The sequence below is a fragment of the Rhizobium halophilum genome (assembly GCF_021648825.1).
GTDB classification, from domain to species: domain Bacteria; phylum Pseudomonadota; class Alphaproteobacteria; order Rhizobiales; family Rhizobiaceae; genus Neorhizobium; species Neorhizobium halophilum.
Genome location: NZ_JAKJHS010000002.1, coordinates 38640 through 65110, shown reverse-complemented (window position 1 = coordinate 65110; position 26471 = coordinate 38640). Strand labels below are relative to the sequence as shown.

Genomic DNA, 26471 nt, shown 5'->3' with positions numbered 1-26471 from the left:
ACGGTGACGCCAGGCGTCTACGCCGCCTCGTCCTCCGCGCTGCCCGGATTGACCGGCACGTAATTCAGCACCGGTCCCAGCCAGCGCTCGATCTCCTCAACCGGCATGCCCTTGCGCGCGGCGTAGTCCTGCACCTGGTCACGCTCCACCTTGGCGACGCCGAAGTAGTAGGAGTCCGGGTGGCCGATATAGAGGCCGGCAACAGAGGAGCCCGGCCACATGGCAAAACTCTCGGTCAGCTTGACGCCTGTTGCCGTCTCCGCGTCGAGGAGCCGGAAGAGCGTTTCCTTCTCCGTGTGATCCGGCTGTGCGGGATAACCGGGTGCCGGACGGATGCCGGCATATTCTTCCGTAATGAGCTGGTCAGTCGACAGATCCTCGCCCGCTGCGTAACCCCAGAACTCCCTGCGGACCCGTTCGTGCATCCGCTCCGCAAAAGCCTCCGCAAAGCGGTCGGCCAGGGCCTTGACCAGGATGGAGGAATAATCGTCGTTGGCGCGCTCGAAGCGCTCCGCAATCGCGATTTCCTCGATGCCGGCGGTGACGACGAAGCCGCCGACATAGTCCGGCTTGCCACTGTCCAAGGGCGCGACAAAATCCGACAGGGCCACGTTTGGACGCCCGTCGCGCTTGGACAACTGCTGGCGCAGCGTGAAGAAGGTCGCCAGTTCGGCAGCACGGTTGTCATCTACGAACAGGCGAATATCGTCCCCAACGGCATTCGCGGGCCAGAAACCGATCACCGCGCGCGGGCGAAACCACTTCTCCTTGATAATCTTCTCGACCATCGCTTGCGCATCCGCATAGAGCTGCCGCGCTGCCTCGCCCTGCGCCTCGTCCTCCAGGATGGCGGGGAAGCGCCCCTTCAGTTCCCAGGTCTGGAAGAACGGTGTCCAGTCGATGTATCTCGCCAGTTCCTCCAGATCATAATCGTCGAACACCTTTGTCCCTTTGAACTTCGGCGTAACGGGCTGGAAAGCTTGCCAGTCGACCTTATGCGCGTTGTCACGGGCACGCGAAAGTGGCAGACGTTTCTTTTCCGCCTCACTGCGGGCATGGGCGGCGGCCACCTTGGCATATTCGCCACGAATGGTATCCACGTAGCCTGCCTTTGCGTCCTCCGAAAGAAGAGACGACACGACGCCCACAGCACGGCTGGCGTCGGTGACGTAGATCGCCTGCCCCTTCTCATAGCGCGGATGGATCTTCACGGCCGTATGGACACGGCTCGTGGTTGCGCCCCCGATCAGCAGCGGAATTTCGAAGCCTTGGCGCTCCATCTCGGAAGCGACATGCGCCATCTCGTCGAGCGATGGCGTAATCAGGCCGGACAGGCCGATGATGTCCACATCTTGTTCCTTAGCCACTTCAAGGATCTTCGTCGCCGGCACCATCACGCCGAGATCGATGATCTCGTAGTTGTTGCAGGCAAGCACGACGCCGACGATGTTCTTGCCGATGTCGTGTACGTCGCCTTTTACCGTAGCCATCAAGACCTTGCCCGCAGTCTGGCGACCCTCGCCGCCACTCAGGCGCTTCTCCTCCTCCATATAAGGAAGAAGGACGGCGACTGCCTGCTTCATCACGCGCGCCGACTTCACAACTTGCGGCAGGAACATCTTGCCCGACCCGAACAGATCACCGACGACATTCATCCCTGCCATCAGCGGGCCTTCGATCACATGCAGCGGACGTTCCGCCTGCAGGCGCGCCTCTTCGGTATCGGCATCGATGAACTCGGTGATGCCGTTGACCAGCGCATGCTCGAGCCGCTTCTCGACCGGCCATTCGCGCCATGCGAGGTCCTGTACCCGCGCTTCCTTGCCGCTGGCACCACGATAACGCTCGGCGATCTCCAGCAGACGTTCGGTGGAATCGGTGCGGCGATTGAGGACAACATCCTCACAGGCCTCGCGAAGCTCCGCATCTATGGACTCGTAGACCGCCAGCTGGCCGGCATTGACGATGCCCATGTCCATGCCCGCCTGGATGGCGTGGTAGAGGAAGACGGCGTGCATCGCCTCGCGCACCGGCTCGTTGCCGCGGAAGGAGAAGGAAAGGTTGGAGACGCCGCCTGAGATATGCACGAGCGGCATGCGCTCGCGAATAGTGCGCGTCGCTTCGATGAAGTCCACGCCGTAATTGTTGTGCTCTTCGATCCCGGTCGCGACAGCAAAGATGTTGGGGTCGAAGATGATGTCTTCCGGCGGGAAGTTCACCTTCTCGGTCAGGAGCTTGTAGGCGCGCTCGCAGATCTCGACCTTGCGATCGTAGCTGTCCGCCTGGCCCTGTTCGTCAAAAGCCATGATAACGACGGCGGCCCCGTAATTACGCAGAAGCCGCGCCTGCTCCAGGAACTTCTCCTCGCCCTCCTTGAGCGATATTGAGTTTACGACCGCCTTGCCCTGAACGCATTTCAGACCCGCCTCGATGATCTCGAACTTGGACGAGTCGATCATCACCGGCACCTTGGCGATATCCGGCTCGGCTGCCACGAGGTTCAGGAACTCGACCATGGCGCGGCCGGAATCGATCAGCCCCTCGTCCATGTTGATGTCGATGATCTGCGCGCCGTTCTCCACCTGGTCGCGCGCGACCACGAGTGCGGCGGCATAGTCGCCCGCGGTGATCAGCTTGCGGAACTTGGCGGAGCCAGTGACATTCGTCCGCTCGCCGACGTTGACGAAGGGGATGTCCTTCGTCAGCACGAAAGGCTCCAGCCCCGCAAGCGACATCAGTGGCTTGTGCTCTGGCACCTGCCGAGGCGCGTGTTTGGCAACGGCTTCCGCAATGGCGCGGATATGCTCCGGCGTGGAGCCGCAGCAGCCGCCAATCACGTTGATCAGGCCTTCGCGGGCGAACTCCGCAACCTGCCGTGCCATATCGGCGGGGCTTTCGTCATACTGGCCGAACTCATTGGGAAGGCCGGCGTTCGGATAGGCACAGATGAAGGTGTCGGCGACGCCGGACAGCTCCTGCAGGTGCGGCAGCATCGCGTCGGCGCCGAGCGCGCAATTGAGCCCGATCGTGAACGGATTTGCGTGGCGCACCGAATACCAGAAGGCGGAGGGAGTCTGGCCGGACAGGGTACGTCCGGAAAGATCGGTGATCGTCCCGGAGATCATCACCGGCAGACGGATTCCCTTCTCTGCGAAGCGCTCCTCGCAGGCAAAGATCGCCGCCTTTGCGTTCAGCGTATCAAAGATGGTTTCGATGAGGATGATGTCGGCTCCGCCGTCGATCAAGCCGTCGATCTGCTCGGCGTAGGCGAGCCGCAGGTCGTCGAATGTCACCGCCCGGTAACCCGGATTGTTGACGTCGGGCGAGATGGAGGCTGTTCGGTTGGTCGGGCCCAGCGCACCGGCGACGAAGCGGCGCTTGCCGTCCTCCTTCTGCGCCCTCAAAGCTGCGCGGCGGGCAAGCCGGGCGCCATCGCGGTTCAGGTCGTATACGGCATTCTCCATCTGGTAATCGGACTGAGCGATGCGGGTCGAGGAGAAGGTATTGGTCTCAAGAATGTCCGCACCCGCCATTGCGTAGCGGAAATGGATGTCCTCGATCGCCTGCGGCTGGGTCAGGATGAGCAGGTCGTTGTTGCCCTGCTGATGGCAGGCACAGCCGGCGAAACGGTCACCGCGGAAATGATCTTCATCGTATCCGAGCCCCTGGATCTGCGTGCCCATGGCGCCATCGATGATCAGGATCCGCTCGCGGGCGGCCTTCTGCAGCGCAGCGAGCACTTCGGTTCCGTCGCGTGGCGCAGCCTCCGGGCCAAACAGCTCGTCGAACATAGACATCTCCCTTTCCGATTTGCGCCATAAGCGCATAAACATATCTTTATGTCAAACAATAAGCGGACGGTACGGTACCAACAAACGCCATGACAGGATCGCGCTGCCACGCTATAGGCCCAAGGCTAAATCGTTGACTTCCGGAGGAGTTTCATGAGCGAGCAGGGTACGATGCCACGGACGTGGGCCAAGCGCGACTACCACCGGCATTGGCTGCTCCGCCAAGCCGATGGCCTTATGGACTTCTTCCAGTACAGCGCACTCAACCCGAAGGGCGGGTTCTTCGACCTGGACGACAAAGGTTCCCCGCTTGCAGGCGACAACCCGGTGCGCGGCATCCACGCCTCTGCCCGTATGGTCCACAGTTTCTCGATCGCCTACTTGCTCGGGCGCCCCGGGGCCGGAGAAGTCATCGATCATGGGATGCAGTACCTGTGGAACGGGCATCGCGATCAGGACAACGGGGGCTATGTCTGGTCCTTGAATGACGAAGGTGCCGTCGACGCCACCAAGCAAGGCTATGGCCATGCCTTTGTGCTGCTCGCCGCCTCCTCCGCCAAGGTGGTCGGCCACCCACTGGCGGACCGCATGCTGGCGGACATCACTGAGGTGCTGCAGAGCCGCTTCTGGGAAGAGCGCCATGGGGCGATCGCCGAAGAATTCGAGAGCGACTGGTCGCCGGTCGACGGCGGTACCTATCGCGGCCAGAATTCCAACATGCATCTGACGGAAGCGCTGATGGCCGCCTTCGAAGTCACCGGAGAGAGACACCATCTCGAGAAAGCGGAGGGTATCGCCGACCTCGTCATCCGTCGCTGTGCAGGCAGCGTCGGCTTCCGCGTCGCCGAGCACTTCAATACCGAGTGGCAAATCGATCGGGATTATTACCATTCCAACGAGATGTTCCGTCCTGCCGGCACGACGCCAGGGCACTGGCTGGAATGGTCGCGGCTCCTTCTGCAGCTTTGGTCGCTTGGCGGGAAGCAGCATTCCTGGATGCCGGACGCGGCCAAGGCGCTCTTCGTCCAGGCGATGTCACTGGGGTGGGACAAACACAGCGGAGGCTTCTTCTACACGCTCGATTGGGACGACAAGCCCGCGAAGACGAACAAGCTGTGGTGGCCAATGTGCGAGGCGGCGGGTGCCGCGCACTTCCTCAACGAGCACCTGCCGGCGGACGATTTCTACGAAGACAGCTACCGGCTGATCTGGAGCACCATCGCCAACCGCTTCATCGACCACCGGAATGGCGGCTGGCACGAAGAGCTGACAGAAGACATGGTGCCGGCGCACACCCTCTTCCCCGGCAAGGGCGACATCTACCATGCGCTGCAGGCCTGCCTCATTCCGCTCTTCCCTGCGACCGGCAGTCTGACGCGCGTGATCCAGGACGTGGACGGCAGGCTCTAGCAGCCCCAGTACCGAGCAGAGACGAACTTGCCGCGAAGTTCCCGTCCGGGAACTTCCGCCCGTGGCTGCAGTTGTCGCTCGGTACAATCCTGTTACACCGCAGCCCATGATCGACACCCTCGCCTCGGAATTCTCCAATACCTCTCCCGTCAGCATGGAAGTCCTGTTCCTGCGGATCCTGGGAGTGCTGGTCTTCTGCGGAGTCATCGGGCTGGAGCGTGAGATTCGTAAGAACACGGCGGGCATTCGCACCAACATGCTCATCGGGCTCGCTGCTGCCATCTTCGCGCTGGTGACCTTGCAGATGCTGGAGATTTTTGGTGAAGATACCAACGCGACGCGGCTCGACCCGGTCCGCCTCGTCGAGGCGGTCACCTCCGGCGTAGCCTTCCTCGCCGCAGGTGTGATCGTTTACACTCGCGGAGATGTACGCGGACTTACCACCGGTGCCAGCATGTGGTTGTCGGCAGCAATTGGGCTGACGGTGGGAATCGGCATGTGGTCGGTCGCGATCGTTGCGACCGTGACGGGAATCATCGTGCTCTGGCTGTTGCGCAAGGCAGAACGCGCCGTCGGCATCAAAGACGATAGCGGCAGCGAACCCTAGCTGCGCGGTGTGACCAGAGAGCGTATCCGCGTTGCCAACAGATCGTAGTCGTAGGGCTTGGTGATCAGTGCCGTCTTTTCCAGTACTTCCGATCCCGGCACGGCCCGGTCTCCGGTGGCGAAGATGACGGGTAGTTGCGGCAGCGTTTCGCGCAATTTCAGGATGAGGTCGAGGCCGCTCATATCCGGCAGGTGGACGTCCGTCACCAAGATGTCTATCGGATGACTCTGCGCAGCGGAGATCGCCTCGCTGCTCGCCCCGGCCTCTACCACGTTCATCCCGGCGTCCTGCAGGAAATCTGCCGTGGAGATGCGGATCAGAGCCTCATCCTCGCAAAGAAGCACAGTAATGGGCATCTTTCGCACATCCTCTTTTGGCACGTCACTTCTGGGGATCACTTCAGCAGCAGAGTCACGACCCGGGACCTGCTCCAGCACTTGCCGGATCTTCCGGGCCAACGCCTCACGCGTGTATGGCTTGCTCAACAGATTGACGCCGGGGTCCAGCCGCCCGCCATGTACAATCGAGTTTTCAGTATAGCCCGACGTAAAGAGCACCCCGAGCAATGGCAACCGCTCCTTCGCCTTGCGAGCGAGATCGCGGCTCTTGAGCCGCCCCGGCATGACAACGTCGGTGAACAGAAGGTCGATGGGTGCGCCGCTTTCGACAATCGCCAGCGCGCTGTCTGCATCCTTTGCCTTCAACACTCTATAGCCGAGCTCGGTAAGCAGGCTGACGGTAACTTCACGGACGGCTTCATCGTCCTCGACAACGAGGACCGTCTCCGATCCCCCGGCAACTGGCCCAGTCAAACTGTCGGTAACGACGTCCTCTGCCTCCATCGACCGTGGCAGGTAGAGCCGTACGGTTGTTCCATTGCCGGGTTCACTGTAGATCTTGACGTGCCCTCCCGACTGTTTGACGAAGCCGTAGACCATCGACAGGCCTAGCCCCGTCCCCTTCCCGTCGGGTTTGGTCGTGAAGAAGGGTTCAAATACCTTTTCGAGAACATCTGGGGTCATTCCCGTCCCCGTATCGGTCACCGCGAGCATCACGTATTGGCCAGGCTTTACATCCAGGGCATTGCGCGCGTACTCGTCGTCCAGGAACGCATTACCAAGCTCGATGGTGAGCTTTCCCTGGCCATTCATCGCATCACGCGCGTTGATCGCGAGGTTGAGCAAGGCATTCTCGACATTGCTCGGATCTACATGCGTGTTCCACAACCCGCCGCCGACAATCGTGTCGATCTCGATAGCCTCCCCCAGGCTCCGACGCAGGAGATGGTCCATTTCGCGAATCAGGCGGCTTAGATTGACGACCTTCGGCTCGAGCGGCTGACGGCGACCGAAGGAGAGCAACTGCGAGGCGAGACGGGCGCCCCGCGCCGCACCTGCGAGTGCGCCGCTCACCCTCCGTTCGGCCGCCTCGTTACCCGCCACGTCCCGGTTCAGAAGCTGCAGGTTCCCGGTGATGACCTGCAGGAGGTTGTTGAAGTCATGCGCGATGCCGCCTGCAAGATTGCCGATCGCTTCCATCTTCTGGCTCTGGCGCAGCACCTCCTGGGTCCGCTCCAGTTCAAGCGTTCGCGCCTCCACCGTCTGACCGAGAGATTCGGCCAAGGTTTCCAGATGTGACTCCGTCCGCTTTTGCTCCTCAATGTCCGTATTGGTGGCAACCCACAATATGATGTCGCCGTCGCTGTTGACGATCGGGACGGCTCGGCTGATGAACCAACGAAACGCCCCGTCGTGACGGCGCAGCCGCATTTCCATCTCGAAAGGATGGCCGCTACGAAGTGAATACTGCCAGTTGCGGCTTACCTCATCACGTTCGTCGGGATGGATCATGATCGAGCGATTCGCCGCGTCGAAATAAAGGCTGTCCAAGCCACTGTAGCGATAGACTTGATCGTTACACCATTCGACTTGGCCCGTCGGCTTTGCCGTCCAAACCTGGTTCGGCAAGGACTGGGCCAGCGTCTGGAACCTGTTTTCGTTCTCCTTGGCCGCCTCCTGCGCCTGTTTTAGGTCAGTAACATCGTGCCCCTGAACAAAGATGCCGGTCACGTCGCCTGCAGAATTCCGGATGGGCTGATAGACAAAATCGAGGAACCGTTCCTGCTGATCTGGAAGGCCGGGACGCTGAAGAACGATCTTCGCGGCAGTAGCCGAGTATGGCTCTCCCGTTTGATAAACCTGTTCGAGAAGTTCAAAGAACCCCTGCCCGGCCACATCCGGCAATGCCTCTTGCACCGGCTTTCCAATCAGATCTTCCCGCCCCACGAGTTCACGATAGGCACGGTTGGCGATCGTGAAAATATGTTGCGGTTCGCGCAGAACCGCCATGAACCCGGGCGCCTGCTCAAAAAGGCTGCGCAGGTATTCCCGTTCCTCACCAAGAACCTTATTCTGACCTTGGACGGCATCCACCCGCCGCAGAAGTCCGGTTTGCACCTTCCAATCATCGCCGCCCGCGCGCTGCCGCAGCATATGAATTTCGGTCACATCGACCGTATGCTGGAGAATGTATCTCACCCGCCCGTCGTCGCCCTTCACCGGAGTGTGCGCTGCGCTCCAATATCGCTCCTGCATCACCCCTTCGGTGCTGCGGATCGGGTATGGGATAAGCGGGAGGTGATCGACTTCACCCGTTTCGAGCACTTTGCCGAAGGAGTGACGAAGCATCTGTCCGTGCACCGACTGCGGATCGCTGGGGAAGACATCGAACATATACCGCCCGATGATCTCGTCTTCGGTCCGCGATGTCACTGCGAGATAGGCGTTGTTGACGCCTACCATCCGCAGGTCCCGGTCCAGCAGGACGTAGGGATTTGGCGAGAGATTGAACAACTCGTTGAGGTCGATATTGGATAGCCCAGTCCGCCGAAACATGCCTATTCCCAACCCACAATCGCGGTTCGTTATAAAGCTTCCTTCATCAATGACAATCTCCAGAGGATGCTCAATCAATCAGCATGCTTACAAAAAGGCTATCTATGCAGCTTAGCTGCAGATCGCGGCCTCAGACGAGGGCGTCCTAGCCCAATCCTGATCATCGTACCGCTGTCGGGGAGGTTGACCGGTCTCTGGAACAAGCCAAGACTCTGACCGTTTACGTCCAAACGCAAACATAGGGCTCCGCTATGAATTCGCTCCCCAGGATCGATGCTCCGGTCTCACGCGTCACTCAATCGCCCAGGATTTATTACGTTCACCCTTTACAGTTGCAGGGTCTCGAAGCCTGGCGGGAGATTTTTCGGCATGCAGCCGAGCTCGGGTTCGACACGGTCCTCAGCGCGCCGCTGCATGAGCGCGGAAAGAACACCAGCGTCTTTGTTTCAAAGAACTATGACATGCCGGACCCCCAGTTGAAACTGGACGGATCCATGGCCGACGTACTGCAGGTGCTGACCAAGGCTGCGAATGCGAGCGGCGTGCGGCTGATGCTGGATCTCGTAATCGACAGAATCGCCAAGCAGGATCAGGAGAGCAGTACCATTGCCTCGGACCCCAGGATCACACCCGACAAGACCTGCAGTGAGTCGCTTGAGTTGTCCCCAAGTGATGAAACCTACCTGCACCTCGAAACCTGGCGTGAGCGGATTGGACTGATGGTGGACGCTGGTGTGGCGGGTTTCCGCTGCCTCGGCATCGAGCGTGTACCGGCGGAAGTTTGGGCATCAATGATCCGGCATGCTCGATCCGATCAAGGTGACCTGCAGTTTCTTGCTTGGACCCCCGGAACGGATCTTGGGCGCCGCCAGGCACTGGAGCAGGTTGGCTTTAATGGTTGCTTCTCTTCACTTGCTTGGTGGAACCTGGAGGATGGTTGGCTGGCGGAAGAACACCTGGTGCAACGCAGATTGGGTTATCAGATTGCCTTCCCGGAGGCTCCCTTCAATAAGCGGCTCGCGCATGGAACGGAAAGCTCGGAGGTCCTGGAGCGGAAAGCCCTGCGAGCGCTCAAGCTGTCGGCCTATCTCGGTGACGGCTTGATGATCCCAATGGGTTTCGAGTATGGCGCCTCAATGCCGCTCGACCAGATGTGCGGGGACGGCCTCGGTCTTGCGGGCTTCCGCGACGCTTCTGCGTTCGACATTTCCGGTGAGATCCGAGCGACGAACGAAAAGCTGCAACACCAGTCGGCGGATTTCCACCGTCGCCCGCTGACCTTCATTGCTGGCAGTAACACATCCGCGGTGGCTATCCTCCAGTCCGATCGGGAGGATCTGCGTTCATCTGGCAAAATCCGCGCAATCATCGTGAACCGGGATCTTCGGCGAAGCACGCAGCCACCGCTAAATGCCGTTCAGCAAGCCGCCTCTTCGTTTCTCCCCCTTCGGGAAGCCGAAGGCATCGCTGCACCACGGCTAAAGCCGGGAGAAGTCCGCGTCCTGGAAGGACAGATGTCCAGCGCGATCCGGTCTTCATCTCCACTTCAAGATCTTACGCTCGCCGCTGCGGCACCCAGGCTGGCAATCGAGAAGATCACTCCCGCCGTAGATCAAGGCCGTTTCTCAGTAAAGCGGGTGGTTGGCGAGACGGTTCGCGTTGAAGCTGACATCTTTGGTGACGGACACGATCCTCTTTCTGCCGCCCTTCTATGGCGTGCCGCGGACGAAGAGGAATGGCAGGAGGTGCGTATGCAGTTGATCGAGAACGATCGCTGGTACGCCGAGTTCACGCCGCGTCGAATGGGGCGACACGAATATGCGATCGAAGCTTGGAAAAACCAGTTCGCCATTTTCCGCTACGAGTTTGTCAAGAAGCATGACGCCCGCCTCGATCTGAAGCTGGAGATCCAGGAGGGAGCCAATATCATTCAAGCAGCGACGAAGTCAGCTTCAGGTGACACCGCAACGGGGCTAAAGCAGATCCTGACGGAACTTGAAGAGGCCACCGAGAGCCGGAAGATCGAACTCCTTCTCGATCCGCATACATCTGAGCTAATGGCGAAGGCGGATCGCCGCCCGTTCCGCATCCGCTCGCAGGTCCTGCCGCTTGAAGCGGAGCGCATCGGGGCCAGCTTTGCGAGCTGGTACGAACTGTTTCCACGCTCGCAGAGCGGCGATCCCAGTCGACACGGCACCTTTGACGATGTCTTGCGGCGACTCCCGGCGATCCGCGACATGGGCTTCGACGTCATCTACTTTCCCCCGATCCACCCGATCGGAACAACCAACCGCAAAGGCCGCAACAATAGCCTCAAGGCTGCCCCGGGCGATCCGGGAAGTCCCTATGCAATCGGATCGGAGGAAGGCGGTCATGATGCAATACACCCGCAGCTCGGCACCTTCGAAGACTTCAGGAGGCTTGTCGAGGCAGCGCAAGAGCACGGGATGGAGATCGCACTTGATCTCGCCATTCAGGCGTCACCTGATCATCCTTGGCTGAAGGAACATCCAGGCTGGTTTGACTGGCGGCCTGACGGGACCATCCGGTATGCGGAAAACCCGCCGAAGAAGTACGAGGATATTGTCAACGTCGACTTCTATGCCGAGGACGCCGTCCCTTCGCTGTGGCAGGAGCTTCGTGACGTGGTGCAGATGTGGGTCGACCAAGGCGTAAAACTCTTCCGTGTCGACAACCCGCACACCAAGCCCTTCCCGTTCTGGGAATGGCTGATCGCGGACATTCGCTCGCGGCAGCCCGAGGTGGTCTTCCTTTCCGAGGCCTTCACCAAGCCGAAAGTGATGTACCGGCTGGCGAAGATCGGCTTTTCGCAGTCCTACACCTACTTCACATGGCGCAATGCCAAGTGGGAGCTCGAGCAGTACATGCGCGAGATCACGACCGAAGAGCCAAAGGATTTCTTCCGGCCGCACTTCTTCGTCAACACGCACGACATCAATCCCGATTTTCTGCAGAACGCGCCACGCCCAGCCTATGTCATTCGTTCCGCGCTGGCTGCAACACTCTCCGGCCTCTGGGGCGTCTATAACGGCTTCGAGCTTTGCGAAGGGCGGCCCGATGCCAAGCGCAAGGAATATGCCGATAGCGAAAAATACGAGATCCGAGCGTGGGATTGGGACCGGCCCGGCAACATCAAGCACGAAATCAGCCTGCTGAACCGGATCCGGAAGGAAAACCCGGCACTTCACACCCACCTCGGGCTGACGCTGCTGACCGCATGGAACGACAGCATCATGTTCTTTGAGAAGGCGAGTCCGGGGCGCGAGAACGTGCTGCTGATCGCGATCAGCCTTGATCCCTACAATGTCCAGGAAGCTGATGTCGAAATCCCGCTCTGGTCATGGAACCTCCCGGACCACGCATCGCTTTCCATGGAAGACCTTATATCCGGTCATAAGTTTACCTGGACCGGAAAATGGCAACGGCTGCGGCTGGAGCCCGGGATGCCTTTCGCAATCTGGCGGGTGAGATAGGGAGGATACGTATGGATACCCTGCAGTCGCAGGCGCAGAACCCGACGGGCAGCGACCCGTTGTGGTACAAGGACGCAATCATCTACCAACTGCACGTCAAGTCGTTCTTCGACGCCAATGGTGACGGCATTGGTGATTTCAAAGGCTTACATGAGAAGCTTGATCACGTGGCTTCGCTAGGGGCGACCGCCATCTGGCTGCTCCCCTTCTTTCCCTCGCCGCGCAGGGATGACGGCTATGACATCGCGGACTATGGGGATGTCAGCCCTGACTACGGCACGATCGAGGAATTCAAGGCCTTTGTCGACGCTGCACATGCTCGCGGGATCAGGGTCATTATTGAATTGGTGATCAACCACACGTCTGACCAACACCCTTGGTTCCAGCGCGCACGCCATGCGCCCGCCGGCTCGCCGGAGCGTGATTTCTACGTCTGGTCCGACACTGACCAGAAGTTTCCCGAGACGCGGATCATCTTTCTCGACACCGAGAAATCAAACTGGACCTGGGATCCCGTCGCTGGCGCCTATTACTGGCACCGCTTCTATTCTCACCAGCCTGACCTCAACTTCGACAATCCGGCCGTTCTTGAGGAACTGCTGCAGGTTATGCGGTTCTGGCTGGAGACCGGCATCGACGGCTTCCGCCTGGATGCCATCCCCTACCTGATCGAACGAGAAGGCACGATCAACGAAAACCTGCCGGAGACGCACGAGATCCTGAAGAAGATCCGTGCCGCCCTGGACTCCACGCACCCGGGCAAGATGCTGCTCGCAGAAGCCAATCAGTGGCCGGAAGACACAAGCGAATACTTCGGCGACGGCGACGAATGCAACATGGCGTTCCACTTCCCGCTGATGCCGCGCATGTACATGGCCATCGCTAAGGAAGATCGCTTCCCCATCACCGACATCATGCGCCAGACGCCGGAGATCCCGGAGAATTGCCAGTGGGCGATCTTCCTGCGAAACCACGACGAGCTGACGCTCGAAATGGTGACGGACGAGGAACGCGACTACCTCTGGAACACCTATGCGGCCGACCGCCGCGCCCGCATCAACCTCGGCATTCGTCGTCGGCTTGCGCCTCTCATGGAGCGCGACCGCCGCCGTATCGAACTGATGAATGCGCTTCTCCTGTCCATGCCCGGCACGCCCGTTCTCTATTATGGCGATGAGATCGGAATGGGCGACAACATCTATCTCGGCGACCGCGACGGCGTCCGCACGCCGATGCAATGGTCGCCCGACCGCAATGGCGGCTTCTCCAAGGCTGATCCTGCCCGCCTCGTGCTGCCGCCGGTCATGGATCCGCTTTACGGTTATGAGGCACTGAACGTCGAGGCGCAGGCCGCGGACGCGCACTCGCTTCTCAACTGGACGCGGCGCATGCTGTCCCTGCGCGGCAAGCACAGCGCGTTCGGCCGCGGGAGCCTGCGCTTCCTGGCCCCGGGCAACCGCAAGGTGCTGGCCTATCTTCGCGAGTACAACGGCGAGACCATTCTCTGTGTCGCAAACCTCTCGCGCCTGCCCCAGGCCGTGGAACTCGACCTGCATGAATTCCAGGGACGCGTTCCAATCGAGCTGACCGGCATGTCACCCTTCCCGCCGATTGGCCAGTTAACCTACCTGATGACGATGCCGCCCTATGGCTTCTTCTGGTTCCAGCTGGTGGCCGAGGCGGATGGCCCCGCTTGGCGCACCGAACCTCCGGAGCAGTTGGCGGACATGGCCACAATGGTGATCCGTCGGGATCTATACGAACTCATCGACGAGCCCCGCTTGGCAGGTACTATGTCGCGTGAAATCCTTCCCGCTTACCTGTCGAAGCGCCGGTGGTTCGGCTCGAAGGGTCAGCACTTGAAAAGCGCGACGCTGGTGGCGGCAACGCCGCTACCGTTCGGTGGCAACATGCTGCTCGGCGAATTGGAAGCCGAACTTGAGGGCAGGACAGAGACATACCTTCTGCCACTCGCCCCGGCCTGGGACGAGACTCAGCCGCCCATTTTGGCGCAGCAGCTGGCGCTAGCCCGCATCCGCCAGGGCCGCCGCGTCGGCTTTCTCACCGATGGCTTTGCCCTTGAGTCCATGGCAAGGGCAGTCGTGCGTGCTTTGTGCGAGCGCTCCAACGTTTCCGGGCGTGCCGGGACACTCGAGTTCATCGGCACGGACGAGCTCGATTGCATGGGCATCACGGATGACATGCACGTCCACTGGTTGTCTGCCGAACAGTCCAACAGCTCGCTGATTGTCGGTGACCAAGTCATGGTCAAGCTGATCCGCAAGATCTTCCCGGGGATCCACCCGGAAGTGGAAATGACGCGGTATCTGACGAAGGTGGGATACAAGAATACTGCCCCTCTTCTTGGCGAAGTGGCTCGTACTGCTCCTGATGGTACACGGTACACCCTGATTATTGTCCAAGGCGCTATCCGAAACCAAGGCGATGCCTGGACATGGATGCTCGGCAATCTCCGCCGTGGCATTGATGAAGTCATGGTGACAGACGAGGATGATGAAGCGATCGCTGATCAATTCAAACCACTGATCGACTTCGCGGGCACTGTCGGCCAGCGTCTGGGCGAACTGCATGTTGCGCTGTCGCAACCGACGGAGGATCCCGACTTCCGCCCGGTTGAAGCTGGTCGTAATGATGTCGACGCATGGCGGCAGTCGGTGATTGAGCAGATCAATGTTGCTCTGGACATCGTGCGCGATGAGAAAGACCAGCTTGAGCCTGAAACGGCGCAGCTCGTTCAGCCGCTTCTCGACCGCCGTGAGGGATTGCTGGCGTCTGTCGAAACGCTTGCAAACGCAGGTATCGGCACGCTGATGACCCGCCACCACGGCGATTTTCACCTTGGCCAGATCCTGGTGGCGGAAAGCGATGCATACCTGATTGATTTCGAGGGCGAGCCAGCTCGCGACTTGGCCGAGCGACGCGCAAAGTCCAGTCCACTGAGAGACGTCGCAGGATTCCTGCGGTCCCTCAGCTATCTCGCAGCAACCGCAGATCTTGGCCAGGATGCGGTGGTTGACGGCGATCAGTTGCATCGTCACGGGATCGTCGACAACTTCGCCAAGCAGGCGGAGCGGGCATTCCTCGATCGCTACAGAGAAGCCACTCATGACAGTGCCTCGCTCACGATGACGGACGAAGTCTATCACGCCGTGCTCGACCTCTTCCTGTTGGAGAAGGCAGCCTATGAGATTGGCTATGAAGCACGCAACCGCCCGAAATGGCTCCCGATCCCGCTGGGCGGCTTCTCGGAAATCGCAAAAAGGCTCATGGAGAATGCACGATGAACCTCGAGCGCGCTGACCTGCTCGCACACATCGACCACGGAGCTCTTCAGGCTATCGTCGACGGGCGTCATGGCGACCCCTTCTCGATCTTGGGACGTCATCCAGTCGGACAGACGAATGTCGTGCGGGCGTTCGTGCCGGGTGCGCTGAGCGTAGAAGTCATTGGGGCTCAGGACGACAGCCTGATCGCTGAAATGGAGAAAGTCTTCGCCGGCGGTCTCTATGCCGCGGACATAGGTGGCCGGAGCAACTATCGGTTACGGATTCACTGGCCGGACGCGGTTCAGGAAACCGAGGACCCCTACTCGTTTGACCTTTTGCTGGGCGATCTGGACCTTCACCTGATTTCGCAGGGTACCCACTACGACCTTGGTCGAACTCTTGGTGCGCAACCGATGGAGATTGAGGGAGTGTCGGGCGTTCGCTTCGCCGTGTGGGCGCCGAATGCCCGACGCGTTTCCGTGGTTGGCGACTTCAACGCTTGGGACGGCCGCCGCCACCCGATGCGTCTGCGCGGCTCCTCCGGCATCTGGGAGATCTTTCTCCCACGGCTCGGACCGGGGGAGCGGTACAAGTACGAGATCGTTGATCGTGACGGTCATACGCTGCCGCAGAAGGCAGATCCGGTCGCACGGGCAAGTGAGGCCGCGCCATCCACTGCGTCGATTGTTGCGTCCAATGCCCCGTTTCGTTGGTCGGACCACGAGTGGATGCAATCCCATCGCGCCGTCCGCCTGGGAGAAGCCGCGATTTCGGTTTACGAGGTTCATCTTGAATCCTGGCTACGCGTCCCCGAGGAGGGCAATCGCCACCTCAACTGGATCGAGCTCAGCCAGCGCCTCGTCCCTTACGTCTCTAATCTCGGTTTCACACACATCGAGCTCTTGCCGATCATGGAGTACCCGTTTGGCGGCTCGTGGGGCTATCAGCCTCTGGGCCTGTTTGCTCCGACCGGGCGCTACGGCACGCCGGAAGACTTCGCTTACTTCGTTGACCGCTGCCACGCAGCCGGCATCGGTGTCATCCTCGACTGGGTCCCGGCGCACTTCCCAACGGACGTCTGGGGGCTCGCCCGCTTTGACGGCACGGCCTTGTACGAGCACGAAGATCCCCGTGAAGGATTCCACAAGGACTGGAACACCCTGATTTACAACCTGGGCCGCAGCGAGGTGAAGGGTTTCTTGATTGCCAGCGCGCTGGAATGGCTGGAGCACTACCACGTCGATGCCCTTCGCGTGGATGCGGTGGCCTCTATGCTGTACCGGGACTACAGCCGCAACGCCGATGAGTGGATCCCGAACAAGTACGGCGGCCGAGAGAACCTGGAGTCTGTGGAGTTCTTCAGACACTTGAACAGTATCGTGCATAACCGCTGCTCGCATGCCTTCACCCTCGCGGAAGAATCGACAGCCTGGCCAGGCGTGACGAAACCACCTGAAGAAGGCGGTCTCGGATTCGACTTCAAGTGGAACATGGGCTGGATGCACGACAGCCTGCACTATATGCAGGAAGATCCGGTTTACCGGAAATACCATCACGGCATGATGACCTTCAGCATGGTCTATGCCTACTCTGAGCGCTTCATGCTGCCCCTCTCTCACGACGAGGTCGTGCACGGCAAGGGCTCCATCTTCGGCAAGATGCCGGGCGACAACTGGCAGAAACATGCCAATCTGCGGGCCTACTACGGCTTCATGTGGGCCCACCCAGGAAAGAAGCTCCTGTTCATGGGCTCTGAGATCGGTCAGACGACGGAGTGGAATCACGATGCGTCCGTGGTGTGGGATCTGCTGGACAATCCTCAGCACGCGGGCGTTCAGCGGCTCATCCGCGACCTCAACCGCATCTACGGCAGTGAACCGGCGCTGCAGTTCAGCGACCTCCATCCGCAAGGCTTTGAATGGGCTGTGGGCGATGATGCGGAAAATTCGATCTTCGGTATGTTCCGCTTCTCCGAAGACCGTTCCTCTTGTGTGCTGGCGCTGTCAAACATGACGCCGGTCCCTCGACAGGGCTACCGCGTGGGCGTCCATAACGCAGGGCGATGGGCAGAAATCCTCAACACCGATGCCGGGATCTACGGCGGTTCAAACCTCGGCAACTCCGAGGTCTGGACCGATGAGCATCCGTCGCACGGGAAGCAGCAATCAATTTCCGTGACGCTGCCGCCCTTGTCGACGATCTACCTGCGTTGGCGCGGCTGAGGCCTGATGCCTCAGCCATTGCCGGTCTTAAGCCACAAAGCCACCAACCCCTCCTCTCCGAGGGGATCCGTCTTCGGCAGGGGGAGCGAACTGATGATACGCTTCCCGCTCTCGCCGGCGTCGTTCTTCCTCAGATCAGGGTCCTGACCTTGGGGATAGGCCCCAATCACGAGGAAGTCGCTGCTCGCGCTGATCCGGCAGTGTCCGGTCCCGGCCGGCAGTACGAGGCAGTCTCCCCGCTTCACTGCAAGCTCCCTGCCTCCTGGGCCGCCGAGCACCACCCTCGCCTCACCTTCCGCGATCCCGAGAACCTCGTGCGCGGTCGTGTGGTAGTGATGGTAGTCGAAGATGCCGTTGCGCCAGATGCCCTGCCAGCCGGCTTTGGCGAAGTGGCTCTCGAAGGTCTCCGCGAGCGTCCCACCCTCTGCCGCGACGCCGCTATACAGAATGACCGGCAGCCGCGGATTGTTCGGCACCCAATCGTTCTCATCCAGCAGGAAATGGTCGATGTTCATAAGCCTGATCCTCTCGTTTGAGGTTAGGCACTTAGGACCGGCGGAAGCGGAGACCAGAGCCGCAGTTACTCCGCCGCACTTTTGGCTTCGATTTCGATCTCGTAAGAATAGCCCTCCAGCATCTGATAGGCCTGCTCGATCGTTTCGATCTGCGCCTCCGCCTTACCAATGGCATCGGTGATGGACTCGCTGCGGGCGCGCATCATGCTGCCCAGAAAGTCCGTCTCCGGACGGCGCCCGATGCGGTCCATGTGATTGCGGATGCGGGCGCGGTGACGCTCAAGTTCCAGAATGTGGAAGCGCACGTTGACGATCTTGTCCGTCAGCTTGCGCCGCATAGCGGCGACAGGATCGAAGCTCCCCGGCTCCCGCTCATCAAGGATGAAATCGTTGATCAGCCCCTCTAGGACCAGCAGCCCTTCCAAATCCTTGGTGTCCGCCAAAGTCGGGTCGTAGCCGGTCTCGTCGAATACCTTCCGCCGAACGGGATCGCAAAGAAGCTCGTAGGACATCGTCAGCTTGGCGAACGTGTCGACGTCGCCGCCCGTGTCCGGGTGAGCGTTCTTGGCTCGCCGGCGATATGCGGTCTTGATCTGCGCAGCGTCGGCGTCGCGCGCAACGCCGAGGGTATCGTATGGATCGATCAACGTGTCCCACCTGAATTCTGGTCGGCCGGTATCCAGCCGTTCAAGGTCTAGAGGTTGGCGCCGCTTCGCTCAAGCGCAAACGGCGTTCTCCCCACCCTCACCAAGCTCTGCCTAACCCGGGGTTGGGGCAATATAGCGGCGGGCGATCAGCCAGCAGACCAGCGCCCAGGTCGCGCCGGCGCACCAGCCGCCAAGAACATCCGTCGGGTAATGTACCCCGAGATAGACCCTGCTGAAACCGATGACCAGCGTTAGAAACACAGCGACCCCGATCGTATAGATCCGGGTGATGCGGCCAGGCTCCGCACGCGATAACAGCACGCCAAGCGTGAGGTAGGTGACCGCAGACAGCATCGCGTGCCCGCTGGGGAAGCTCAGATCATGAACCTCGACGAAATGCGGCACGATATCCGGTCGCGGTCGGGCGACGCCAAGCTTCAAGGCGGCACTCAGCAGCCAACCGCCGACAACGGATGCAAAGGTGAAAATTGCGATCGCGCGCCGCTTTGCCAGCAGCAGATATCCGGTGATCAACACCGTCATCAGAGTAAGAACCGTTGTGCCGCCCAAGGCCGTAACGTCGTCCATAGCCAGCGGAAGCCAGAACGGCCCCACCGCCTGTCCAGGATCATCGGCGCTGCGAAAGAATAAGAGCACGCTCTCGTCGAAGGCTCGCGTTTCCCCCTCCAGCACCTCTCCCGTCAGTTGGAAGAAGAGAAAGAGGCCGCCCGCAACCACAGCAAACAGCACGAGCGTGATCGGCTCGAAGGTCATGACCCTGTCGACCACTCTGCGCCCGAACCGATAATAATCCGCCATCACTCTCTGCCTTCTCTATCCAATCGTCACGCCTTAAGCGGGCGCTTCGCATCAGATATCTCAGGTGTGCGGACGATGCGATACCTTGCTTCAATCAAACCATAGGCACCGAAGGCAAAGAGCCCGAGAGCGACAAGACCGTAGAGAACGCTACCGAAGGGAAGCTGGCGCACCCAGTCCATCGCCTCTGCCGTGCTTCCCGCTTGGCTCGGATCGACAGCCCAAGCTGCATACAGGAAGAAGCCGCCGATGATGAAGAAGGTAACACCTCGTGCGGCTAGACCATAGACGCAGATGAGGTCCAGAACCCGGTTTCGTTCCGGCGAGATGTTAACATACTTCAGGTATCGGCGCTTCACGCCCTTCACAAGCTGCGCCACGCCGCCGCCGATGATCGCAAGGCCCACGAGCCCCACGAGATAGGGCCCGAAGGGCTGCTGCATCAGCCAGGTCGTCCAGCTTTCGCGGCTGTTGCCGGATCCGCCGCCGGTCGAAAGCTGTAGGGCGTGCCGTAAGGCGAAGGATGCAAGTCCGGTATAGGTGGCCGCGCTAATGAGCATGGCGATGCGGATCAGATAGCCCTTGGCGTCCTGGGGATGATCGTCAGCGTTAAGAATGCCCTGCGCGAGGCGCCAGACGATAAACCCAATCAAGCCCAGGCCGATCAGAGCCAGCCAGATCCAGCCAAAGGGCTGATTCAAGACAATCTGCAGCGCCGACTCCTGATCGGTCTGCCCTCCTCCGAAGCTCGAAAGCAGCGCCATGGCGCCAACGAGAATGTAGACGACACCTCGTGCAGTATATCCAACCCGCGCCAACCATTCGAACCGCACCTGATCCGGCATTCAAACCTCCACCTAAAGAACCTCGAACGTCACGGAGGCTGCAGCGGTTCCGCAGGATGTTCCCGCCCGGAAAAGAGAATGGCCCGCCCCTTTCGGAGGCAGGCCATCCAGAAGCCGAAATGTCGATCGGTCAGCGGCGCTGGTTGTAGACGTCCACGCAGACGGCGCCCAAAAGCACGAGGCCCTTGATGACCTGCTGGTAGTCGATGCCGATGCCGAGGATCGACATGCCGTTGTTCATCACGCCCATGATGAAGGCGCCGATGACGGCACCGGTCACCTTGCCGACGCCACCATAGGCGGATGCGCCGCCGATGAAGCAGGCGGCGATGACGTCGAGCTCGAACCCGAGGCCGGCCTTCGGCGTTGCGGTGTTGAGACGCGCCGCGAAGACGAGACCAGCGAGCGCTGCGAGCACGCCCATGTTGACGAAGGTGAAGAAGGTCAGCCGCGCCGTCTTGATGCCGGAGAGTGCTGCCGCCTTCTCGTTGCCGCCGACTGCATAGATCTGACGGCCGAAGATCGTCCGGTTGGTGAAGAAGGCATAGGCCGCGATCAGCAGCGCCATGATGATCAGCACGTTCGGCATGCCGCGATGGGCCGCGATCAGATAGGCGATATAGCCAACGATCGCGAACATCAGGAGGTTCTTACCGACGAAGAAACCGAAAGGCTCTGTCTCCACGTCATGCGAGACGCGGCGTGCCCGAGCCTTGAAGTTCTGCCACACGAGCAATCCCGCCAGAGCCAGTCCGAGAATGAGCGAGGTGAGGTAGAAGCCGCTTTCCGACGGGAAGAGCTCCGGAATATAGCCGGAGGAAAGCTTCTGGAACGTCGGGTCGAAGGGACCGATGGAACGACCGCTCAGCACCGCAATCATCAGCCCCCTGAAGACCAGCATGCCTGCAAGCGTGACGATGAACGAGGGAATCTTGAAATAGGCGACCCAGAAGCCCTGCATCGCCCCGATCAAGCCGCCGAGCGCCAGGCAAAGGATCGCGGCGACGACGAAGTTCATGTCGTACTGCACCATCAGCATGGCCGCCACGGCACCGATGAAACCGGCCACGGATCCGACCGAGAGGTCGATATGGCCGGTGACGATCACCATCAGCATCCCGAGAGCCATGATGACGATGTAGCTGTTCTGCAGGATGATGTTGGTGACGTTCAACGGCTTGAGGACAACGCCGTCTGTGGCGAAATAGAAGAAGAGGACGATCGCGAGAAGCGACATCATCATCCCGTATTCGCGAAGGTTGTCCTTCCAGAAGCCGGCGCTGCGCTGAGGCGCTGCGATCGTGTTGGACGGAGTGCTCATTCTTCCCTCACTTTGCGGCGCATGATCGCACGCATGATGTTTTCCTGGGTGGCCTCTTCTCCGGCCACCTCGCCGACAAATTCGCCTTCATGCATCACCATGATCCGGTCGCAGATGCCGATCAATTCAGGCATTTCCGACGAGATCACGATGACGGCTTTTCCGGCATCGGCCAGTTCATTGATAATGGAGTAGATTTCGTACTTCGCCCCGACATCGATGCCGCGGGTCGGCTCGTCGAGGATCAGCACGTCAGGATTGGTGAACAGCCACTTGGACAGCACCACCTTCTGCTGGTTGCCCCCCGAGAGCTTGCCGGTTTCCTGGTAGACGTTGTGGCTCCTGATCCGCATGCGGTTGCGGAACTCCTGGGCCACCTTCATTTCCTGGATGTCGTCGATCACCCCTCGCGTGGATACACCGCCAAGATGGGCCAGCGAGACGTTTTTGCGGATGTCCTCCGGCAGGATTAGCCCCAGATGCTTGCGGTCTTCGGTGACATAGGCAAGCCCTGCCTTGATGGCGCGGTGGACGTCAGAAAGATCCACGTCCTTTCCGTGGACACGCACCGTTCCCGAGATGTCCCGACCCCAGGAACGACCGAAGACGCTCATGGCGAACTCTGTACGTCCCGCACCCATGAGACCTGAGATACCAACGACCTCGCCGGCCTTGACCTGCATCGAGACGTTCTTGACGACCTGCCGCTCGGAATGCTGCGGGTGGTAGACGGACCAGTTCTCGACCTCGAAGATCACGTCGCCGATCTTCGGCGTGCGCTTCGGGTAGCGGCTCTCCATGTCGCGATCGACCATGCGCCGGATGATCTCGTCTTCCTCGACGACGCCTTCGTGACAGTCCAGCGTGCCAACCGTCTGCCCATCGCGCAGGACAGTGATCCGGTCGGCGACAGCGGAGATTTCGTTGAGCTTGTGCGAGATGAGGATCGACGTAATGCCCTGATTGCGGAACTCCTTCAGGAGCTCGAGAAGCGCTGCACTATCCCGCTCGTTCAAGCTGGCCGTCGGCTCGTCGAGGATCAGCAGCCGCACATCCTTCGACAGCGCCTTGGCGATCTCCACGAGCTGCTGCTTTCCGACCCCGATATTCGTGATCAGCGTGTCCGGTGCCTCGTCGAGCCCGACCTTCGCCAGCAACGCCTTGGTCCGCTCGTGCACCGCCGAGCGGTCGATGACGCCGAAGCGCGAAGGCGGATTGGACAGGAAGATGTTTTCCGCAATCGACATCAGCGGAATGAGGGCCAATTCCTGGTGAATGATGATGATGCCGATGTCTTCGGAATCATTGATGTCGTGAAAGCGCCGCTCCTGGCCGTCATAGAGGATGGAGCCTTCGTAGCTTCCATGCGGGTAGACGCCCGACAGCACCTTCATGAGCGTGGATTTTCCCGCGCCATTTTCACCGACCAGCGCATGGATCTCTCCTTCGCGCACGGTGAAGCTGACGTCGGAAAGCGCCTTGACGGCGCCAAAGGACTTGGAGATGCCGCGCATCTCGAGAATAGGCAGTTGTTCGGCCGAAACCGCGGGTGCAAGCATCCGGAAACTCCGCATAGCAAAAGCGCGCCCGCCGCACGGCGGGCGCCCTCGAATGGCTTACTTGATCTGGTCTTCGGTGTAGTAACCGCTATCGACCAGGACTTCCTTCCAGTTGTCCTTGTTCACAACGACCGGCTTCAGCAGGTAGGAAGGAACGGCCTTGACACCGTTGTCGTAGGTCTTGGTGTCGTTCACTTCCGGCTCGTTGCCGCTCATGACCGCATCGACCATGTCGACGGTGACCTTGGCCAGCTCGCGGGTATCCTTGAAAATCGTCGAGTACTGCTCGCCGGCAAGGATGGACTTCACTGACGGGACTTCGGCGTCTTGTCCGGTGACGATCGGCATGGGCATGTCGCCGCTGCCGTATCCGACACCCTTCAGCGAAGACAGGATGCCGATCGAGATGCCGTCGTAGGGCGAAAGGACACCGTCGAGACGCTTGTCGGAGTAGGTCGAGCTCAAGAGCGCGTCCATACGTGCCTGGGCGGTGGCACCGTCCCAACGCAGGGTCGCAACCTGGTCCATGCCGGCCTGGCCGCTGCCGACGACGAGCTCGCCGCTGTCGATCATTGGCTGCAAAACGCTCATGGCTCCGTCGTAGAAGAAGTAGGCGTTGTTGTCGTCCGGCGAACCGCCGAAGAGTTCGATGTGGTAGGGACCTTCCTTGCCGGATGCCTTCAGACCATCGACAAGCGATTGTGCCTGCAAGACGCCAACCTGAAAGTTGTCGAACGTCGCATAGTAGTCGACGTTAGCGCTGTCACGGATCAGACGGTCGTAGGCAATGACCTTAATGTCTTGGTCGGCAGCCTGCTGCAGCACATCCGAAAGCGTTGTCCCGTCGATCGAAGCAATGACCAGCACCTTGGCACCCTTCACGATCATGTTCTCGATCTGCGACAGCTGGTTCGGCACGTCGTCTTCTGCATACTGCAGATCCGTCTCGTAGCCGCGCTCCTGCAAAACCTCGACCATGTTGTCGCCGTCGGCGATCCAGCGAGCGGAGGACTTGGTCGGCATGGCAACGCCCACTAGGCCCTTGTCCTGGGCGCCGGCCGGCGCGGCGAAGGCCATCGATGCAAGCATCGCGGCTGTCGTTAGGTATTTTAGCAGCTTCATGACTTCTCCTCCAAAAACGCGGTACGGTTTCGCCCGCTGAAAAACATGGACGGCGGCCCCCTGCCGCCGCCCTTTGCACCTCAGTGATTGTCGCGCGGGATACCTTCCGTCTGCGCAATCCGCTGGTATTTTACGGCTGGTTCGAGAACCGCGCCGGATTCCATCTGACCCACGATTCCACGCTGGATTTCCTGCCATGGCGTCTGGTGCTTGGGATAATGATAGCCACCCTGCGCATCCAGTTCGCGCCGGCGCGCCGCCAGCTCTTCATCGGAGATCAGGATGTCTGCCTTGCCGCGGCCTACGTCGATGCGGACACGGTCGCCTGTCTTGAGCACCGCCAGACCGCCGCCGGCGGCAGCTTCTGGCGAAGCGTTGAGGATTGATGGGCTGCCGGACGTGCCGGACTGGCGTCCGTCGCCGATGCAGGGCAGCGAAGTGATGCCCTTCTTCAACAGATAGTCGGGCGCGCGCATGTTGACGACTTCGGCGGCACCCGGATACCCAATCGGGCCGGCGCCGCGCATGAAGAGCACGGTATTGGCGTCGATCTCGAGTGACGGGTCATCGATCCGCTTGTGGTAGTCCTCCGGTCCATCGAACACCACTGCACGGCCTTCAAAGGCATCAGGATCATTGGGGTTTGAGAGGTAACGGTCGCGGAACTCCGGCGAAATGACGCTGGTCTTCATGATGGCTGAAGAGAACAGGTTGCCGCGCAGGACTCGGAAACCGGCCCGCTCCTTGAGCGGCTGCTCATAGGGGCGGATGACCTTCTCGTCCTCTATAATGGCTCCACGGCAGTTCTCGCCAATGGTCTTGCCGTTGACGGTCATGGCGTCTTCGTTGATCAGCCCCTGCTTCATCAGCTGGTTGACAACCGCCGGGACGCCGCCTGCGTGATAGTAGTCCTCGCCGAGGTATTCACCAGCCGGCTGAAGGTTGACGAGCAACGGCACGTCTTCTCCATAGGTCTGCCAGTCATCGACGGAGAGTTCCACACCCATGTGTCGGGCAAGGCCGTTCAGGTGGATGGGCGCGTTGGTCGAGCCACCAATCGCCGAATTGACGCGGATTGCATTGATGAACGCATCGCGTGTCATGATGTCGGAAGGCTTGAGGTCTTCCTTGACCATGTCGACGATACGCAAGCCGGTAAGATAGGCGACTTCCTGCCGATCACGATAGGGCGCCGGAATGGCGGCCGAACCGGGAAGCTGCATGCCGAGCGCTTCCGCAAGCGAGTTCATCGTCGTCGCCGTGCCCATGGTGTTGCAGTAACCGGTCGACGGCGCCGAAGAGGCGACCAGCTTGACGAAGCCGGCGTAGTCGATTTCACCCTTCGCGAGCAGTTCGCGCGCCTTCCAGACGATGGTGCCCGAACCGGTGCGCTCTCCGCGGAACCAGCCATTCAGCATCGGGCCGACCGAAAGTGCGATCGACGGGATGTTGACGGTGGCGGCGGCCATGAGACAGGCTGGCGTGGTCTTATCACAGCCGATCGTCAGCACCACGCCGTCGAGCGGATAACCGTAAAGCACCTCGACAAGGCCAAGATAAGCAAGGTTACGGTCCAGTCCGGCCGTCGGACGCTTGCCCGTCTCCTGGATCGGATGGACCGGGAATTCGATGGCGATGCCACCCGCCTCGCGAATACCTTCGCGCAGGCGCTTCGCCAATTCCAGGTGATGTCGATTACACGGCGAGAGATCCGAGCCCGTCTGCGCGATGCCGATGATCGGTCGATCCGACTGCAGTTCAGCCTGGCTCAGTCCGAAGTTCATGTAGCGCTCCAGATAGAGCGCGGTCATGTCGGCATTGGCCGGATTGTCGAACCAGGCGCGCGAGCGCAGCTTGCGCACTTCGCCCCGGCTGTGATCGGTTTCGGCGATCTCGGTGGAGGGCATGTTATCAGAGTTTGTCATGTTTGTTCTCACA

The 26471-nt window shown here is 60.3% G+C and carries 15 protein-coding genes; 5 read left to right on the top strand and 10 right to left on the bottom strand.

Annotated features, from left to right (window positions below; genetic code table 11):
* Positions 1 to 17: 17 nt before the first annotated feature.
* The gene (gene metH / locus LXM96_RS04835) at positions 18 to 3791 is read right to left on the bottom strand and encodes a methionine synthase (RefSeq protein ID WP_239997773.1); all 3774 of its coding nucleotides are present in this window, start codon (positions 3789 to 3791) and stop codon (positions 18 to 20) included.
* 153 nt (positions 3792 to 3944) lie between these two features.
* Here metH and LXM96_RS04830 point away from each other — a divergent pair, with 153 nt between their 5' ends.
* Complete coding sequence (locus LXM96_RS04830; protein ID WP_239997253.1) at positions 3945 to 5201, top strand: AGE family epimerase/isomerase; 1257 nt, start codon at positions 3945 to 3947, stop codon at positions 5199 to 5201.
* Between the two features lie 106 nt (positions 5202 to 5307).
* Positions 5308 to 5808 carry an MgtC/SapB family protein gene (locus LXM96_RS04825; RefSeq protein ID WP_239997772.1) on the top strand — a complete coding sequence of 167 codons (501 nt, stop codon included), beginning with the start codon at positions 5308 to 5310 and terminating at the stop codon, positions 5806 to 5808.
* Here the strand turns inward: LXM96_RS04825 and LXM96_RS04820 are convergent.
* Positions 5805 to 8702 carry a hybrid sensor histidine kinase/response regulator gene (locus tag LXM96_RS04820; RefSeq protein WP_239997252.1) on the bottom strand — a complete coding sequence of 966 codons (2898 nt, stop codon included), beginning with the start codon at positions 8700 to 8702 and terminating at the stop codon, positions 5805 to 5807. The two genes, LXM96_RS04825 and LXM96_RS04820, sit on opposite strands and share 4 nt — an antisense overlap.
* A 251-nt stretch (positions 8703 to 8953) precedes the next feature.
* Here LXM96_RS04820 and LXM96_RS04815 point away from each other — a divergent pair, with 251 nt between their 5' ends.
* Genes LXM96_RS04815 through glgB form a run of 3 tightly spaced genes read left to right on the top strand, consistent with a single transcriptional unit; the run spans position 8954 to position 17705 of the window.
* On the top strand, positions 8954 to 12196 hold the full coding sequence (locus LXM96_RS04815; protein ID WP_239997251.1) for a maltotransferase domain-containing protein: 3243 nt from the start codon (positions 8954 to 8956) through the stop codon (positions 12194 to 12196).
* Positions 12197 to 12207: 11 nt separating this feature from the next.
* Positions 12208 to 15501 carry a maltose alpha-D-glucosyltransferase gene (gene treS, locus LXM96_RS04810; protein ID WP_239997250.1) on the top strand — a complete coding sequence of 1098 codons (3294 nt, stop codon included), beginning with the start codon at positions 12208 to 12210 and terminating at the stop codon, positions 15499 to 15501.
* Complete coding sequence (gene glgB / locus LXM96_RS04805; protein ID WP_239997249.1) at positions 15498 to 17705, top strand: 1,4-alpha-glucan branching protein GlgB; 2208 nt, start codon at positions 15498 to 15500, stop codon at positions 17703 to 17705. Before treS ends, glgB begins: the two co-directional genes overlap by 4 nt.
* Positions 17706 to 17716: 11 nt before the next feature.
* Here glgB and LXM96_RS04800 read toward each other — a convergent pair whose 3' ends face one another.
* The 8 genes from LXM96_RS04800 to LXM96_RS04765 form a co-directional block, all read right to left on the bottom strand.
* On the bottom strand, positions 17717 to 18220 hold the full coding sequence (locus LXM96_RS04800) for a cupin domain-containing protein (protein WP_239997248.1): 504 nt from the start codon (positions 18218 to 18220) through the stop codon (positions 17717 to 17719).
* A gap of 65 nt (positions 18221 to 18285) precedes the next feature.
* Positions 18286 to 18867, bottom strand: coding sequence for a J domain-containing protein (locus LXM96_RS04795; protein WP_239997247.1), 582 nt, complete (start codon positions 18865 to 18867; stop codon positions 18286 to 18288).
* A 111-nt stretch (positions 18868 to 18978) separates the two neighbouring features.
* Positions 18979 to 19686 carry a phosphatase PAP2 family protein gene (locus LXM96_RS04790; protein WP_239997246.1) on the bottom strand — a complete coding sequence of 236 codons (708 nt, stop codon included), beginning with the start codon at positions 19684 to 19686 and terminating at the stop codon, positions 18979 to 18981.
* A gap of 26 nt (positions 19687 to 19712) precedes the next feature.
* Positions 19713 to 20531, bottom strand: a complete 819-nt coding sequence (locus LXM96_RS04785) for a DUF1206 domain-containing protein (protein ID WP_239997245.1) — start codon at positions 20529 to 20531, stop codon at positions 19713 to 19715.
* Positions 20532 to 20661: 130 nt separating this feature from the next.
* The gene (gene mmsB / locus LXM96_RS04780; protein WP_239997244.1) at positions 20662 to 21852 is read right to left on the bottom strand and encodes a multiple monosaccharide ABC transporter permease; all 1191 of its coding nucleotides are present in this window, start codon (positions 21850 to 21852) and stop codon (positions 20662 to 20664) included.
* Positions 21849 to 23411, bottom strand: a complete 1563-nt coding sequence (gene mmsA, locus LXM96_RS04775; protein WP_239997243.1) for a multiple monosaccharide ABC transporter ATP-binding protein — start codon at positions 23409 to 23411, stop codon at positions 21849 to 21851. Before mmsA ends, mmsB begins: the two co-directional genes overlap by 4 nt.
* Before the next feature lie 57 nt (positions 23412 to 23468).
* Positions 23469 to 24533 (bottom strand): multiple monosaccharide ABC transporter substrate-binding protein, encoded by a 1065-nt coding sequence (gene chvE, locus LXM96_RS04770; RefSeq protein WP_239997242.1) that lies wholly within the window; start codon positions 24531 to 24533, stop codon positions 23469 to 23471.
* 80 nt (positions 24534 to 24613) lie between these two features.
* Positions 24614 to 26440: an IlvD/Edd family dehydratase gene (locus tag LXM96_RS04765; RefSeq protein WP_239997771.1), complete on the bottom strand. Its 1827-nt coding sequence runs from the start codon at positions 26438 to 26440 to the stop codon at positions 24614 to 24616.
* Between the last annotated feature and the right edge of the window lie 31 nt (positions 26441 to 26471).